The following is a 14,734-nucleotide window of genomic DNA, read 5'->3' as shown; positions in this document are numbered from 1 at the left end:
TTTCATAAATCTTTATAAACGTGTTTCTGTGAAAAGACCAATCGTTCTCTATATTTTCCTTCCGTTTCAAAAACGGTAATCGTATTTACTCCTTTCTTTAGGTATCCTTTAGGAACATAGAGGGAGCAGATTGGCCCTTTCTCCCAGAAACGTCCGATATTGACATTATTAACAAATACGACACCCTTGCCAAATCCAGTCATATCTACATAGGTGTCCGTAGGTGTTCCCAGTTCAAACTGGTAGCGATAGAAGGCTGGTTGCCCTTCTTGCCATTCTCTATTGAAATCAAGACTGGAAACATCTTCTAACGGCAGCGGGAACATTTCCCAATTTCCGATATAATGCAAATCAGCCATGGCTCCTCGTCCCAAACCTTTGGACTGAGTAGGGGCCGTTAGCTTGTGTCCGTAGTTGACACGACCCATATTTTCTACCAAAATCTGAAGTTTTACAGGAGATTGAGGCATCTCAAGCGAAATGTCCTCTCCTATTTCCTCCTGATATTGTGTGGCAATCAAATTGCCATCAACATAGACTTGAATCCGATCACGCGCATCAATAATCCGCAATCGCTCCGCCTCTAGCTTATCTTTTTCAATTCTGGTCTGATACAAAATATAACCTGTCGATTGATTCAATTCCTCCATATTCTGAGGATAGAAAGCATCTATTCGATGGCTGAAGAGGTCCACGACAGAGAACAAACCAACCTTATCTGTCAGCTCAACTGCTAACGGTGCCGAAGCTTCTTTTACGAGCGGATCCTTGTAGTCTAACTCAGGGTATCTTTCCTTCATCAGGGCCTGCAAGGCATAGAATTTCTTGCTCGGATTACCAGCCTCGTCCAGAATCGCATCATAGTCATAAGAGGTAACCTGCGGCAAATCTTTTTGCCCCCTTGCCGAGCAACCGTTCATGAAACCAAAATTGGTACCGCCATGAAACATATAGAGGTTGATACTGCCAAGTTCTAAGGCTTCCATAACAGCTTGAGCCAGCTCGTCCGCATCTCTGCGAATAACTTCTTCTCCCCAGCGATTGAACCAGCCATCCCAAAATTCCATACACATGAGCGGCCATTTTTTACCGTACTCATCAAAGAAATCTTGCATCTGAGCAAAGTTCTCATTCGCTTTTGAACCGAAGTTCCCTGTTACCAGGATGTCGTCCTCAATCAGACTTCCCGCCCGCAAGGTTGCTCGCCACGGACCATCGGAAGTGAAGAACGGAGCAGTCAGCCCATGCTTTTTCATTAAAGCCGTAACAGCCCTCAAATAGGCTTTTTCCTCGCCGTAGGATCCATATTCATTCTCAACCTGAAACATGAGAATGTTGCCGCCGTGGGAGAGTTGGCGCTTGACTAATTTAGGAAGAAGAAAAGCGTAATAATCATCTAAATGCTTCAAGTAAACCTGATCACTGGATCGTACTCGAAGATTTTCCTTCATTAACCATGCTGGCAAACCACCCCACTCCCACTCGGCACAAATATAGGGGGACGGACGAACAATTGCGTATAGGCCCAGACTGTGAGCCAAATCCAAGAAAGCGCCTAAGTCCAAAATTCCTTCAAAATTGAACTGACCTTTTTGAGGCTCATGCAGATTCCAAGGAACATAGGTTTCCACTGTATTAAAACCTAGTGCTTTCAAATTATACAAAGAATGATACCAATCATCCGGATGAACCCGAAAATAATGTATCGCTCCAGATAAAATTTTAAATGGTTTTTCATCCAGATAAAACTGCTCCTTAATTTGAAATACCTTCATGGGGCCTCCTTTCTTTGCAATCGCTTTCTTTTCTATCAATATATTAACACGTTTTAGTGGTTATGTCCAGTAGTTTTTTATAAAAATTTTTCCTTTTTTTAAAATAATTTAGTATAATAAGCATAAAGAAAGGGGGCTCTTATGAAAATACCTAAGTACCAATTTATCCAAAACGACCTTCGCCAGCAAATTATCTCTGGAAAATTTGAAAATGGTGACAAATTCTACACGGAATCTGAGTTAACAAAACTATACAATGTCAGTTCCATCACAGTCATCCGCGCTGTTAACGAACTTGTCAAAGATGGATACCTTGTTCGCCAGCAGGGAAAAGGTACCTTTGTTTCTCGTGCCCGTAAAGGAAAACTTGTCGAGTTTTCTGACATCGAAGCCTTTCCATTCGGCGTTGACACGGTGACAGTCTTAGCTTGTGAAAAAGGCAATGACCCCCATATTTTAGAAAAGCTCAAACTAGATAAAAACGACCATTACTACAAAATTGTTCGCCTAAGAACGGTTAAAGACACGCCTTACATCTTCCATCAATCCTATATTCCAAGCCGTTATCTCCAACTTCCAAATGCTGAGTTGGAACACTACCAGTCCATCTATCAGCGTTTCAAGCTGGACTACAATATCCATATGTCAGAAGAACCCTACATAGAAACCAACGAAATCAGTTTTCCTACCCCTGACTTTGTAGCGGAATCTTTACAATGTGAACCAACAGTTCCCACCATTCTGCAAGTCAAAACAACCTATAAGAGTGGCAGCAACGAAAATGAAGTTCTTGAATATGTAGAAACCTATAAGCACTGGAAATTCTACAAATTTGAGATTGCTGCCAACCGTCGTTAGCCTATTTTCAAAAGAACTTCTCCTTTGCTCTGAGATTGAAGAACTGATTTCTTCAATCTTTTTTTGCGGTAAAAATCCATTTTCTCCCAAAAAAAGAAGATCACATGGATCTTCTTAAACTCTAATACACCAAACCAGCTGGCGCCACTACTGGTATTAGTCTCCTCGCTTGTGGCTAATTTTATAGCGGAATTGATCCGCACGAGCGATACTAAAGGTATATTCAATTATTCTATTTTTATCATTGTAAGTCTTGCGCAAGAGGTGCAGAACCGGGCTATTACTCTTAATTCCTAATAACTTCGCCTCATTATCCAGAGCGATACTTGCGTAGAACTCTTCTTCTGCCAAACGAATCGTTTGGTCATAATCATCCGCAAAAATATCATAAAGTGGCTTTTGTCGAAGTCGTTCCTCACTTAAATTTGGGAAAGATGCAGCCGGGACATAGGTTCGCTCCAACATCATCGGTACCCCATCAGCAAGACGCAGGCGCTCCAACTCATACACCGCATCACCAATACGCACTTGCAATTGTTTTGCAATAAACTCTGATGCAGTAATCTCTTCAAAAGACAGAATCGTTGTTTTGGGAACTTTTCCCATTTTTTTCATCTGCTCTGTAAAACTGTAGGCTGCCGATAAATCAACCGCAGGTTCACGAATTTCAGACACATAGGTTCCCTTACCATGCTTTCTGTAAACCAGTCCCCGCTTTTCCAACTCCTGCAAAGCCAATCGAACCGTAATTCGACTGACACCATACAACTGTGTCAACTCACGTTCAGAAAATAGTTTGTCATTCGGAGCCATCGACTCTCGAATTTTTACTTCAAGCGCATCAACCATCTGAAGATAAAGTGGTTTATCACTAGAGGCATCAAACATTAGATTCCCTCCTCTTTTGGTTATAACCACTTTTAGTATATGCCATTCTCGTTAGAAAATCAAGTGAGGATTGTCACATAAGGGCATTTTCTTTAAAGAAATGATAAAATCATACCCCTACAATACCATTAGCAGGTTCAGAACCTATCGCTCTTTCTACGCAACTTCACAACCGCCTCCGTTCTAGCCGTATGTGGAAACATATCGACGCTCTGGATATAGTCGATATCATAGACCTGAGCCAGCTTGACCAAATCTCTGGCCAGAGTTGAAACATTACAGGACACGTAGACCATCTTCTCAGGCTGATAGCGCACTATGGTCTCCAAAAGCTGATCATCCAAACCAGTCCGCGGCGGATCCACCACCAAGGCATCCGCCCGATAGCCTTCCCTATACCATTTAGGAATAATTTCCTCTGCCTGACCGACCTCATAGTGGGCATTATCAAGACCCAAACGACTAGCATTTTTCCTAGCATCCTCAATCGCTTCCGGAATGATATCCATCCCCCGCACCGAAGCCACCTTGCCCGCAAAGGCAAAGCCAATGGTCCCCACCCCGCAATAGGCATCAATCAAGTGCTCGCTTCCGTCCACATCCAAGGCCCGCACAGCCTCCCCGTAAAGAACCTGCGTTTGCTCGGGATTTAATTGGTAAAAAGCCCGAGGTGATAAGTCGAAGTCGTAACCAAGAACGGATTCGCGGATACTATCCTGACCCCAGATAATTTCCGTCTTCTCCCCATAAATCTCACTGGACTTGCTCCGATGATGATTTAGGGCCACCGTCACAATGTCAGGATACGCCCCAACCAATTCCTCAATCAACTTCCCTAAATTCACCTGACGGGAGGTCACAAAAATCAACTGAATCTGACCAGTCTTACGAGAACGCCGCACCATGACCGTCCGAATCCCCTGCTGCTTTCGCTCATCATGAATGGGAATTTTGTGCTTGGTCAACAACTGGGCCACCTTGTTGATAACAGCCTGAGTCACCCGGTCCTGAACAATACAGTCCTGGATGGCCACCAAACGATGACTCCCCTGAGCGTAAAGCCCAGCCTGAACCTGGCCCTTGACAAATCGCGTTTGGAATTGCAGCTTGGCCCGGTAATATTCCGGCTCATCCATCCCAAGTGTTGGCCGTAATTCATAGGCCTCATAACCAGCCGGCTGGTATTTTTTCAAGGCCTGACGCAGTAAATCCACCTTAAAATCCAGCTGCTGATCATAGCGCAAATGCATAAGCTGGCAACCGCCACAGGCCTCATATATCGCACACTTGGGCGTAACCCGAAACTTGGACTGCTTTTTGATGGTCAGCAACCTAGCCTCTGCAAAATTACGCTTGACAGCCGTCACCTGACAAAAAACATCCTCACCCTTGAGGGCTCCCGGCACAAAGACCAAGGTTTTCTTATAAAAACCAATCCCCTCGCCATTGATGCCCATCCGCTTAATTTTCAGCGGTATTTTCTGTTTTACTTCTAGATTCATACCCCCATTATACCACGCTTCCCCAGAAATTTTTACAATATGGTACAATGAAAGAGCCTGAAAATTCCTCTATCACCTTCGGCTAGAAAGACAGATATGAAAATTACCAAACTTGAAAAGAAAAAAAGACTCTACCTCCTCGAAACAGACCAAAACCAGAAAGTCTACATCACAGAAGACACCATTGTCCACTTCTTTTTATCAAAAGATAAGGAGATCACGGAGGAAGAACTAAAGGAAATTCAAAACTTTGCCCAGCAGTCCTATGGCAAAAACCTAGCCCTCTACTACCTCTCTTTTAAGCAACGCAGCAAAAAAGAAGTGGGCGACTACCTCCTTAAACATGACATCGCACCCGAACTCATTCCAATTATCCTTGACAACCTAGAAAAAGAGAAGTGGATTGACGATTTGACCTACAGCCAAAATCTCCTCTATCAAAATATCCTTTCCGGCGACAAAGGCCCTCAAGCCATCCGCCAAAAACTACAAGCCAAAGGAATTTCCCAAACCACCATCTCTCAGGTACTTTTTCACGAAGATTTTTCCCCAGTAGCCAAGAGACTTGCGGAAAAATTATTGAGAAAATACCAAGATAAACTCCCTTACAGAGCTTTAAAAGACAAAATCCTCCAAAACCTAATCGCAAAAGGCTTTGATTATTCAGAGGCCAAACAAGCCCTCTCACAGCTTCGCTTGGAAGAAGACCAGGAACAGACCCAAGAACTCATCTACAAAGAATTGGAGAAACAACACAGGAAATACAGCCGAAAATACGACGGATACGAACTCAAAAACCGCTTGACACAAGCACTAGCTCGCAAAGGATATGACTATGATACAATTAAAAGCGCTTTACGCGACTTTCTCTAAGTAAAAATATCCCCATTCGTAACAAAAATATGGTATAATACTTGGGATTAAACTTAAATTGTAGAAAGTTGGTAACCAAGTGAAATTACCAAAAGAAGGCGACTTTATTACAATTCAAAGTTATAAACATAATGGTGAACTCCACCGTTCTTGGCGAGACACCATGGTACTAAAAACAACAGAACATGCCCTCATCGGTGTCAACAACCATACTCTGGTTACCGAAAATGACGGTAGAAGATGGGTGACACGAGAACCCGCGATTGTCTATTTCCATAAAAAATATTGGTTCAATATCATTGCCATGATACGAGATAATGGTGTTTCCTATTATTGCAACCTAGCCAGTCCATTCGTTCTAGATAACGAGGCCCTGAAGTACATTGACTATGACCTGGATGTCAAAGTCTTTGCCGATGGTGAAAAAAGACTGCTAGATGTCGATGAGTATGAAAAACATCGCAAACTCATGAATTATCCTGCCGATATTGATTTCATTCTCAAAGAGAATGTCAAAATTTTAGTAGATTGGATTAACAACCAGCGTGGCCCCTTCTCACCCGCCTATGTAAATATTTGGTACAAACGCTATTTAGAACTGAGAAATCGTTAAAGTTGCATATCTGAAAAAACCTGTTCAACAGGCTTTTTTCATAGAAAAGAAAGGAAATTCCCATGGCATTTACAAATACCAGCGGACGCTATGCCAGTTTTGGAATCGTTACCTCCTTACCCGGAGAAGTTATTGATAGTTTCTGGTATATTATCGATCACTATCTTAAGGGAGTCGTACCACTCCGACCTATCATCCGTTTCAATCTCAAAAACCGTAAAGGAAAAATCACCTTAGTATTTTCACAAGAAAACTATCGCAATTCTCTAGCAATTGATCTAATTATCCCTTACGTCCCCTTTTATCCCTCAACCATTTTAGTTATCGATAAAAATGGCAAAGAAACGATTACCCTTCCTGATGAAGTCAATCTCATCTGACAGTATCTGGCGTTTACTCTCCAGATACTTTTTTTCAAACAAAAAAGGAGGAAATATTCCTCCAAACTACAGTCCGTACGGGATTCGAACCCGTGTTACCGCCGTGAAAAGGCGGTGTCTTAACCCCTTGACCAACGGACCATATCCATTTAAAGATTTCTCTTTACTCCGCCAACAGGGCTCGAACCTGTGACATCATGATTAACAGTCATGCGCTCTACCGACTGAGCTATGGCGGATAAAAGCTAAGCGACTACCGTATCTCACAGGGGGCAACCCCCAACTACTTCAGGCGTTCTAGGGCTTAACTGCTGTGTTCGGCATGGGTACAGGTGTATCTCCTAGGCTATCGTCACTTAACTCGTTACTGTCTGAGTATAAAATATTCTTCCATATTTGTCAACTCAAAATTGAATATCTACCTACAAGATAACCGATGCTGGACTTTTCTTCGGATAAGTCCTCGAGCGATTAGTATTGGTCCGCTTCACATGTCGCCACGCTTCCACTCCCAACCTATCTACCTGATCTTCTCTCAGGGCTCTTACTAACATAAAGTTATGGGAAATCTCATCTTGAGGTGGGTTTCACACTTAGATGCTTTCAGCGTTTATCCCTTCCCTACATAGCTACCCAGCGATGCCTCTGGCGAGACAACTGGTACACCAGCGGTAAGTCCACTCTGGTCCTCTCGTACTAGGAGCAGATCCTCTCAAATTTCCTACGCCCGCGACGGATAGGGACCGAACTGTCTCACGACGTTCTGAACCCAGCTCGCGTGCCGCTTTAATGGGCGAACAGCCCAACCCTTGGGACCGACTACAGCCCCAGGATGCGACGAGCCGACATCGAGGTGCCAAACCTCCCCGTCGATGTGAACTCTTGGGGGAGATAAGCCTGTTATCCCCAGGGTAGCTTTTATCCGTTGAGCGATGGCCCTTCCATACGGAACCACCGGATCACTAAGCCCGACTTTCGTCCCTGCTCGAGTTGTAGCTCTCGCAGTCAAGCTCCCTTATACCTTTACACTCTGCGATTGATTTCCAACCAATCTGAGGGAACCTTTGGGCGCCTCCGTTACCTTTTAGGAGGCGACCGCCCCAGTCAAACTGCCCGTCAGACACTGTCTCCGTAGATGATAAACCTACCGGGTTAGAGTAGCCATAACACAAGGGTAGTATCCCAACAGCGCCTCTGTCGAAACTGGCGTCCCGACTTCATTGGCTCCTACCTATCCTGTACATGTGGTACAGATACTCAATATCAAACTGCAGTAAAGCTCCATGGGGTCTTTCCGTCCTGTCGCGGGTAACCTGCATCTTCACAGGTACTAAAATTTCACCGAGTCTCTCGTTGAGACAGTGCCCAAATCATTACGCCTTTCGTGCGGGTCGGAACTTACCCGACAAGGAATTTCGCTACCTTAGGACCGTTATAGTTACGGCCGCCGTTTACTGGGGCTTCAATTCAGATCTTCGCTTACGCTAAACCCTCCTCTTAACCTTCCAGCACCGGGCAGGCGTCACCCCCTATACATCATCTTACGATTTAGCAGAGAGCTGTGTTTTTGATAAACAGTTGCTTGGGCCTATTCACTGCGGCTCAGCTTAGCTGAGCACCCCTTCTCCCGAAGTTACGGGGTCATTTTGCCGAGTTCCTTAACGAGAGTTCTCTCGATCACCTGAGGCTACTCGCCTCGACTACCTGTGTCGGTTTGCGGTACGGGTAGAGTATGATACAACGCTAGAAGCTTTTCTCGGCAGTGTGACGTCACTAACTTCGCTACTAATCTTCGCTCCCCATCACAGCTCAATGTTACAGAAATAAGCATTTGACTCATTTCACACCTCACTGCTTAGCCCAGCACTTCCATTCGCTGGGTTTAGTTAGCCTACTGCGTCCCTCCATCACTTCATACTCTAGTACAGGAATATCAACCTGTTGTCCATCGGATACACCCTTCGGTCTCTCCTTAGGTCCCGACTAACCCAGGGCGGACGAGCCTTCCCCTGGAAACCTTAGTCTTACGGTGGATGGGATTCTCACCCATCTTGCGCTACTCATACCGGCATTCTCACTTCTATGCGTTCCAGCACTCCTCACGGTATACCTTCTCCACACATAGAACGCTCTCCTACCATAACACCTAAGTGTTATCCACAGCTTCGGTAAATTGTTTTAGCCCCGGTACATTTTCGGCGCAGGGTCACTCGACTAGTGAGCTATTACGCACTCTTTGAATGAATAGCTGCTTCTAAGCTAACATCCTAGTTGTCTGTGCAACCCCACATCCTTTTCCACTTAACAATTATTTTGGGACCTTAGCTGGTGGTCTGGGCTGTTTCCCTTTCGACTACGGATCTTAGCACTCGCAGTCTGACTGCCGATCATGAATCGTTGGCATTCGGAGTTTATCTGAAATCAGTAAACCGAGATGGCCCCCTCATCCAAACAGTGCTCTACCTCCAAGATTCTTACATATCGACGCTAGCCCTAAAGCTATTTCGGAGAGAACCAGCTATCTCCAAGTTCGTTTGGAATTTCTCCGCTACCCACAAGTCATCCAAGCACTTTTCAACGTGCCCTGGTTCGGTCCTCCAGTGCGTCTTACCGCACCTTCAACCTGCTCATGGGTAGGTCACATGGTTTCGGGTCTACGACATAATACTAATCCGCCCTTTTCAGACTCGGTTTCCCTACGGCTCCGTCTCTTCAACTTAACCTCGCATCATATCGTAACTCGCCGGTTCATTCTACAAAAGGCACGCTCTCACCCATTAACGGGCTCGAACTTCTTGTAGGCACACGGTTTCAGGTTCTATTTCACTCCCCTTCCGGGGTGCTTTTCACCTTTCCCTCACGGTACTGGTTCACTATCGGTCACTAGGGAGTATTTAGGGTTGGGAGATGGTCCTCCCAGATTCCGACGAGATTTCGCGTGTCTCGCCGTACTCAGGATACTGTTAGGTAGATAGACTATTTCGAATACGAGGCTCTCACTCTCTTTGGCTGACCTTCCCATGCCATTCTTCTATACTCTATCCGTCCACGTTACAGTCCTACAACCCCGAGAAGTAAACTTCTCGGTTTGCCCTCCTGCCTTTTCGCTCGCCGCTACTAAGGCAATCGCTTTTGCTTTCTCTTCCTGCAGCTACTTAGATGTTTCAGTTCACTGCGTCTTCCCTCCGCTACCCTTAACAGGTAGGGATACTAGCCAGTAGCTAGTGGGTTCCCCCATTCGGACATCTCTGGATCAATGCTCACTTACAGCTCCCCAAAGCATTTCGTCGTTTGTCACGTCCTTCATCGGCTCCTAGTGCCAAGGCATCCACCGTGCGCCCTTATTAACTTAACCTTATTACTAGTTTTTTCTAAACTAGAAATTGTACTCAGACTAAAATCCTAGTGAAAATGATAAACTGACTTGTGTGCAAGACACACTGCGTTAGTTTCCTATTTTCATACGGATTTCTTAACGTCTTCGTAACTTGTTTAAACTCATTAAATAGTCACAGCGTTTTCGGTTTATTTTCTTGTTACTATTCTTAATATATCTTCTCAGATATATCAGGATTGTTTGATAGATATTCAATTTTCAATGGACAAATACATGATATTAAGAACCGGTGCGACTTGCGCAAAACTTGCGTAGAATAAGGAGTGAACCAGCGACGTGTCCATAAGACACTAGATGGTTTCGACTTATTCCTAGAAAGTTTAGGTTCGTATTCAAATATCATCTTATCTAGTTGAACACGAGATTCATTTCTTAGGAAAAATGATGAACTGCCTTGTGTGTCAAGCACACTGCGTCAGTTCCCTATTTTTCTACAGAAATGTCGGCAAGCCGAACATCTCTTTGTATCCTAGATAATGGAGCCTAGCGGGATCGAACCGCTGACCTCCTGCGTGCAAAGCAGGCGCTCTCCCAGCTGAGCTAAGGCCCCGTACATGTTAATGTACCTGTTAACGTATTTAATTGTTTCGATATAATATCATTTCTTGAGACGCTGGTCCCTGTCGTGCACTAGCTCCGCTAGTTTCGACAAAGCTTCAACCTAACGGTTTCGCTTAGCTGAGCTAAGGCCCCACAAGACCTCTCAAAATTAAAGAAGACTAACGTACAGGTTTCCATTTCCTTAGAAAGGAGGTGATCCAGCCGCACCTTCCGATACGGCTACCTTGTTACGACTTCACCCCAATCATCTATCCCACCTTAGGCGGCTGGCTCCTAATAGGTTACCTCACCGACTTCGGGTGTTACAAACTCTCGTGGTGTGACGGGCGGTGTGTACAAGGCCCGGGAACGTATTCACCGCGGCGTGCTGATCCGCGATTACTAGCGATTCCGACTTCATGTAGGCGAGTTGCAGCCTACAATCCGAACTGAGACTGGCTTTAAGAGATTAGCTTGCCGTCACCGACTTGCGACTCGTTGTACCAGCCATTGTAGCACGTGTGTAGCCCAGGTCATAAGGGGCATGATGATTTGACGTCATCCCCACCTTCCTCCGGTTTATTACCGGCAGTCTCGCTAGAGTGCCCAACTTAATGATGGCAACTAACAATAGGGGTTGCGCTCGTTGCGGGACTTAACCCAACATCTCACGACACGAGCTGACGACAACCATGCACCACCTGTCACCGATGTACCGAAGTAAAACTCTATCTCTAGAGCGGGCATCGGGATGTCAAGACCTGGTAAGGTTCTTCGCGTTGCTTCGAATTAAACCACATGCTCCACCGCTTGTGCGGGCCCCCGTCAATTCCTTTGAGTTTCAGCCTTGCGGCCGTACTCCCCAGGCGGAGTGCTTAATGCGTTAGCTGCGGCACTGAGTCCCGGAAAGGACCCAACACCTAGCACTCATCGTTTACGGCGTGGACTACCAGGGTATCTAATCCTGTTCGCTACCCACGCTTTCGAGCCTCAGCGTCAGTTACAGACCAGAGAGCCGCTTTCGCCACCGGTGTTCCTCCATATATCTACGCATTTCACCGCTACACATGGAATTCCACTCTCCCCTTCTGCACTCAAGTTTGACAGTTTCCAAAGCGTACTATGGTTAAGCCACAGCCTTTTACTTCAGACTTATCAAACCGCCTGCGCTCGCTTTACGCCCAATAAATCCGGACAACGCTCGGGACCTACGTATTACCGCGGCTGCTGGCACGTAGTTAGCCGTCCCTTTCTGGTAAGTTACCGTCACTGTGTGAACTTTCCACTCTCACACTCGTTCTTCTCTTACAACAGAGCTTTACGATCCGAAAACCTTCTTCACTCACGCGGCGTTGCTCGGTCAGGGTTCCCCCCATTGCCGAAGATTCCCTACTGCTGCCTCCCGTAGGAGTCTGGGCCGTGTCTCAGTCCCAGTGTGGCCGATCACCCTCTCAGGTCGGCTATGTATCGTCGCCTTGGTGAGCCGTTACCCCACCAACTAGCTAATACAACGCAGGTCCATCTCATAGTGAAGCATTTGCTCCTTTCAAGTATTTACCATGCGATAAATACTGTTATGCGGTATTAGCTATCGTTTCCAATAGTTATCCCCCGCTATGAGGCAGGTTACCTACGCGTTACTCACCCGTTCGCGACTCATGATGAATGGTGGAGCAAGCTCCGGTATCCACCATGCGTTCCACTTGCATGTATTAGGCACGCCGCCAGCGTTCGTCCTGAGCCAGGATCAAACTCTCATTTAAATAATCGTTTGTCCGGCTAAGCACTCTGGCTTATCCGTTTATTGTTTTGTCATTGACGATTTATCTCTTAGATAAATCACCCTGCACGTTTGGTTCGTCTTCTTTAATTTTCAAAGGTCTTGTGCTCGCCCTCATCAGGCGACAACTATATCAGTATATCAGATACCTACGCACCTGTCAACTACTTTTTCTCCTTTTTTGAATTTTTTTCGTGATTTTTTTCGTGACCGCTTCTGATGCCCCTCTATTGCTTGGAGAAGCTCCTTATACTGCATGTTAATAATGGGACTTGTGCTTTCTTCATTCAATAGCAGTTTAGGAAGAAGGCACTCCTTCTTCCTAATTAGGTTTGTAGTCACTGAGGTAGCTTTTTAAATCCGATAGCATTGTTCTGCGGCCTTTGAAGCGGCCGCCGCTTATCAGCTGATCATAGTTGGCTTGTTGGGAGGCCGGAAGTTGGTGGCGATAGTCGCGCAACATCCCGCGAAGAATGACCAAGTCGTCGTTCATAAGGCCGGGACTGGCTACTAGGTGGGAGAGAGTGTCTAGGTCTTCGTGAGCCATGCGGTCAAACCGGCGTTTCTGACTTTCTTGTTTGCGAATGACATCTTTGATGTGATTCCTGAACTTAACCTTGTAGTAGCGATAGAGGCTGGAATCATCGCTGGCCAACTGGGGATGTTGCCTCAGCAGTTGATGGAGGACCAGCATCCCTTCCTGGTCCCAGTCGTCTTTTTCCCAGAGCTTAATATAATAGTCCTTGCGGGCACGGTGGACGATGCCGGACACTTTCCGATAGAGTCTTGAAAATTCCATATGTTCTCCTTTCCTCTTTAGTCTACTATTTCTCAACAAAAGACAACAGGACTTCTTTGTCCTGTTGGGAATATGAAAAAAATCCACCTTTCGGTGGATGATAGAACTCGTTAATCTCTTGAACCAAAGATTCGTAAGAGGTTCAGGAAGAGGTTGATGAAATCTAAATATAGGTTAAGCGCCATAGAAACAACCCAGCCTTGTCCTACTTCTCCGCCCGTTTCTTCAAATACATAGCGAATTCTTTGGTTGTCATAAGCAATCAAACCAGCAAAGACAATAACTGAAATAATGGAGATAATGAAACTCATGCCTGAGCTTCCCAAAAATAGATTGACAACACTAGCAATAATAATCCCGATAAGGGCTGCCATCAGGGCCTGCCCCATCGCAGACAAATCTTTTTTAGTTGTCGCCCCAATAACAGCCATCACAACAAACATAAGCGCTGCCGATAGAAAGGCTGTAAAGATGGTTTGTCCGGTATAAAAGAGCAGGATAAAACTCAAGGTAAAGCCGTTCATCACTGAGTAGAGTAAGAAAATCGGCAAGGCCATCGGACTATTTTTTGCCGCCATAGCTGATGCAGCAAATACCAATCCTACCTCGGCCAACATGAGCAACCAAAGGAGAAGGGTGCCGCCCGATAAGATAAATGCCATGAGCGGTTGACCGACAGTCAGCGTCAAAAATGAGACAAGTGCTGAAATACCAATCCCTAGTGCAACAAAACCGTAAATCTTCGCAAAGAAACGATTTAGAGCTAGTTGATCAACTTGATTGAGAATAAATGGATTATTGTTCATGATAAAACCTCCTAAAACTTCTTTTCTACTATAGTACTGTTAGGTCCACCGAAATAGTTTCCGATTTTTCCATCTGTCTTGCAAGGGTAAGGTGACCTCGCGAATGGCCCAATACTTATCTACACAGGTGACAATCCAAGACTCTTTATAGCGAGGGGGTGCAATGGTTGCACCAAACATATGTTTGATGATGATATCTTCTTCTATCTTATTTAACTTGGTAATTTTCTGAGCATTGCGCTTGGCAATCCGCGGGTGAATCCAAGCATGGCTTTTACTGAACTGAGTATCACGCCAGTCATAGAAGAAGAGGTCATGAAGCAAACCGCCTCTGGCTGCTGAACGGGCATCCCAGCCAAATTTTTTTGCGATTTTATAACTGGTATAGGATACATTGATTGAATGCTCCAGGCGTGTCGAATGGTAGTGATGGGTGATGGTTCCTAGGCGTTGAACCTTAGGAGTCTCCATCAAGTGACCCACATAGTGCATAAATTCTTTGTCGGATTGATAAGCTGTCATT

The 14,734-nt window shown here is 45.3% G+C and carries 10 protein-coding genes, 3 tRNA genes and 3 rRNA genes; 4 read left to right on the top strand and 12 right to left on the bottom strand.

The annotated features are described in order from the left end of the window. Positions 1 to 2: 2 nt before the first annotated feature. Positions 3 to 1,775 (bottom strand): glycoside hydrolase family 35 protein, encoded by a 1,773-nt coding sequence (locus tag INT76_RS09915; RefSeq protein ID WP_212570381.1) that lies wholly within the window; start codon positions 1,773 to 1,775, stop codon positions 3 to 5. A gap of 141 nt (positions 1,776 to 1,916) precedes the next feature. Here INT76_RS09915 and INT76_RS09910 point away from each other — a divergent pair, with 141 nt between their 5' ends. After that, positions 1,917 to 2,633: a GntR family transcriptional regulator gene (locus INT76_RS09910; RefSeq protein WP_212570379.1), complete on the top strand. Its 717-nt coding sequence runs from the start codon at positions 1,917 to 1,919 to the stop codon at positions 2,631 to 2,633. Between the two features lie 156 nt (positions 2,634 to 2,789). Here INT76_RS09910 and INT76_RS09905 read toward each other — a convergent pair whose 3' ends face one another. Beyond that, positions 2,790 to 3,521, bottom strand: a complete 732-nt coding sequence (locus tag INT76_RS09905) for a GntR family transcriptional regulator (RefSeq protein WP_212570377.1) — start codon at positions 3,519 to 3,521, stop codon at positions 2,790 to 2,792. Between the two features lie 137 nt (positions 3,522 to 3,658). Then, entirely contained in the window at positions 3,659 to 5,023 is a 1,365-nt protein-coding gene (gene rlmD, locus INT76_RS09900) for a 23S rRNA (uracil(1939)-C(5))-methyltransferase RlmD (protein ID WP_212570375.1), read from the bottom strand. A 96-nt stretch (positions 5,024 to 5,119) separates the two neighbouring features. Here rlmD and recX point away from each other — a divergent pair, with 96 nt between their 5' ends. The 3 genes from recX to INT76_RS09885 all read left to right on the top strand — a co-directional run bounded on the left by recX (position 5,120) and on the right by INT76_RS09885 (position 6,889). Next, on the top strand, positions 5,120 to 5,896 hold the full coding sequence (recX, locus tag INT76_RS09895; protein ID WP_212570372.1) for a recombination regulator RecX: 777 nt from the start codon (positions 5,120 to 5,122) through the stop codon (positions 5,894 to 5,896). Between the two features lie 79 nt (positions 5,897 to 5,975). Further along, the gene (ntdP, locus tag INT76_RS09890; RefSeq protein ID WP_212570370.1) at positions 5,976 to 6,509 is read left to right on the top strand and encodes a nucleoside tri-diphosphate phosphatase; all 534 of its coding nucleotides are present in this window, start codon (positions 5,976 to 5,978) and stop codon (positions 6,507 to 6,509) included. Positions 6,510 to 6,571: 62 nt separating this feature from the next. Next, positions 6,572 to 6,889: a DUF960 domain-containing protein gene (locus tag INT76_RS09885; RefSeq protein ID WP_212570367.1), complete on the top strand. Its 318-nt coding sequence runs from the start codon at positions 6,572 to 6,574 to the stop codon at positions 6,887 to 6,889. A gap of 69 nt (positions 6,890 to 6,958) precedes the next feature. Here the strand turns inward: INT76_RS09885 and INT76_RS09880 are convergent. The 9 genes from INT76_RS09880 to INT76_RS09840 form a co-directional block, all read right to left on the bottom strand. Next, positions 6,959 to 7,030, bottom strand: a tRNA-Glu gene (locus tag INT76_RS09880). 25 nt (positions 7,031 to 7,055) lie between these two features. Then, a tRNA-Asn gene (locus tag INT76_RS09875) sits at positions 7,056 to 7,128 on the bottom strand. 5 nt (positions 7,129 to 7,133) lie between these two features. Continuing rightward, a 5S ribosomal RNA gene (gene rrf / locus INT76_RS09870) occupies positions 7,134 to 7,249 on the bottom strand. Positions 7,250 to 7,340: 91 nt separating this feature from the next. After that, positions 7,341 to 10,244 (bottom strand): 23S ribosomal RNA (locus tag INT76_RS09865). A gap of 519 nt (positions 10,245 to 10,763) precedes the next feature. Beyond that, a tRNA-Ala gene (locus INT76_RS09860) sits at positions 10,764 to 10,836 on the bottom strand. Positions 10,837 to 11,032: 196 nt separating this feature from the next. Then, positions 11,033 to 12,589: ribosomal RNA gene (locus INT76_RS09855) — 16S ribosomal RNA — on the bottom strand. Together the 16S, 23S and 5S rRNA genes with 3 tRNA genes alongside form the textbook arrangement of a ribosomal RNA operon. Before the next feature lie 339 nt (positions 12,590 to 12,928). Next, the gene (locus tag INT76_RS09850) at positions 12,929 to 13,405 is read right to left on the bottom strand and encodes a sigma-70 RNA polymerase sigma factor region 4 domain-containing protein (RefSeq protein ID WP_212569677.1); all 477 of its coding nucleotides are present in this window, start codon (positions 13,403 to 13,405) and stop codon (positions 12,929 to 12,931) included. Between the two features lie 110 nt (positions 13,406 to 13,515). Next, positions 13,516 to 14,211 (bottom strand): Bax inhibitor-1/YccA family protein, encoded by a 696-nt coding sequence (locus tag INT76_RS09845; RefSeq protein WP_212570365.1) that lies wholly within the window; start codon positions 14,209 to 14,211, stop codon positions 13,516 to 13,518. Positions 14,212 to 14,250: 39 nt separating this feature from the next. Then, on the bottom strand, positions 14,251 to 14,733 hold the full coding sequence (locus INT76_RS09840; protein ID WP_212570363.1) for an HD domain-containing protein: 483 nt from the start codon (positions 14,731 to 14,733) through the stop codon (positions 14,251 to 14,253). Between the last annotated feature and the right edge of the window lies 1 nt (position 14,734).

It is taken from the genome of Streptococcus oriscaviae (assembly GCF_018137985.1).
GTDB lineage: Bacteria > Bacillota > Bacilli > Lactobacillales > Streptococcaceae > Streptococcus > Streptococcus oriscaviae.
The sequence above is the reverse complement of the archived record's forward strand: the minus strand, read 5'-3'. Positions and strand labels throughout refer to the sequence as shown.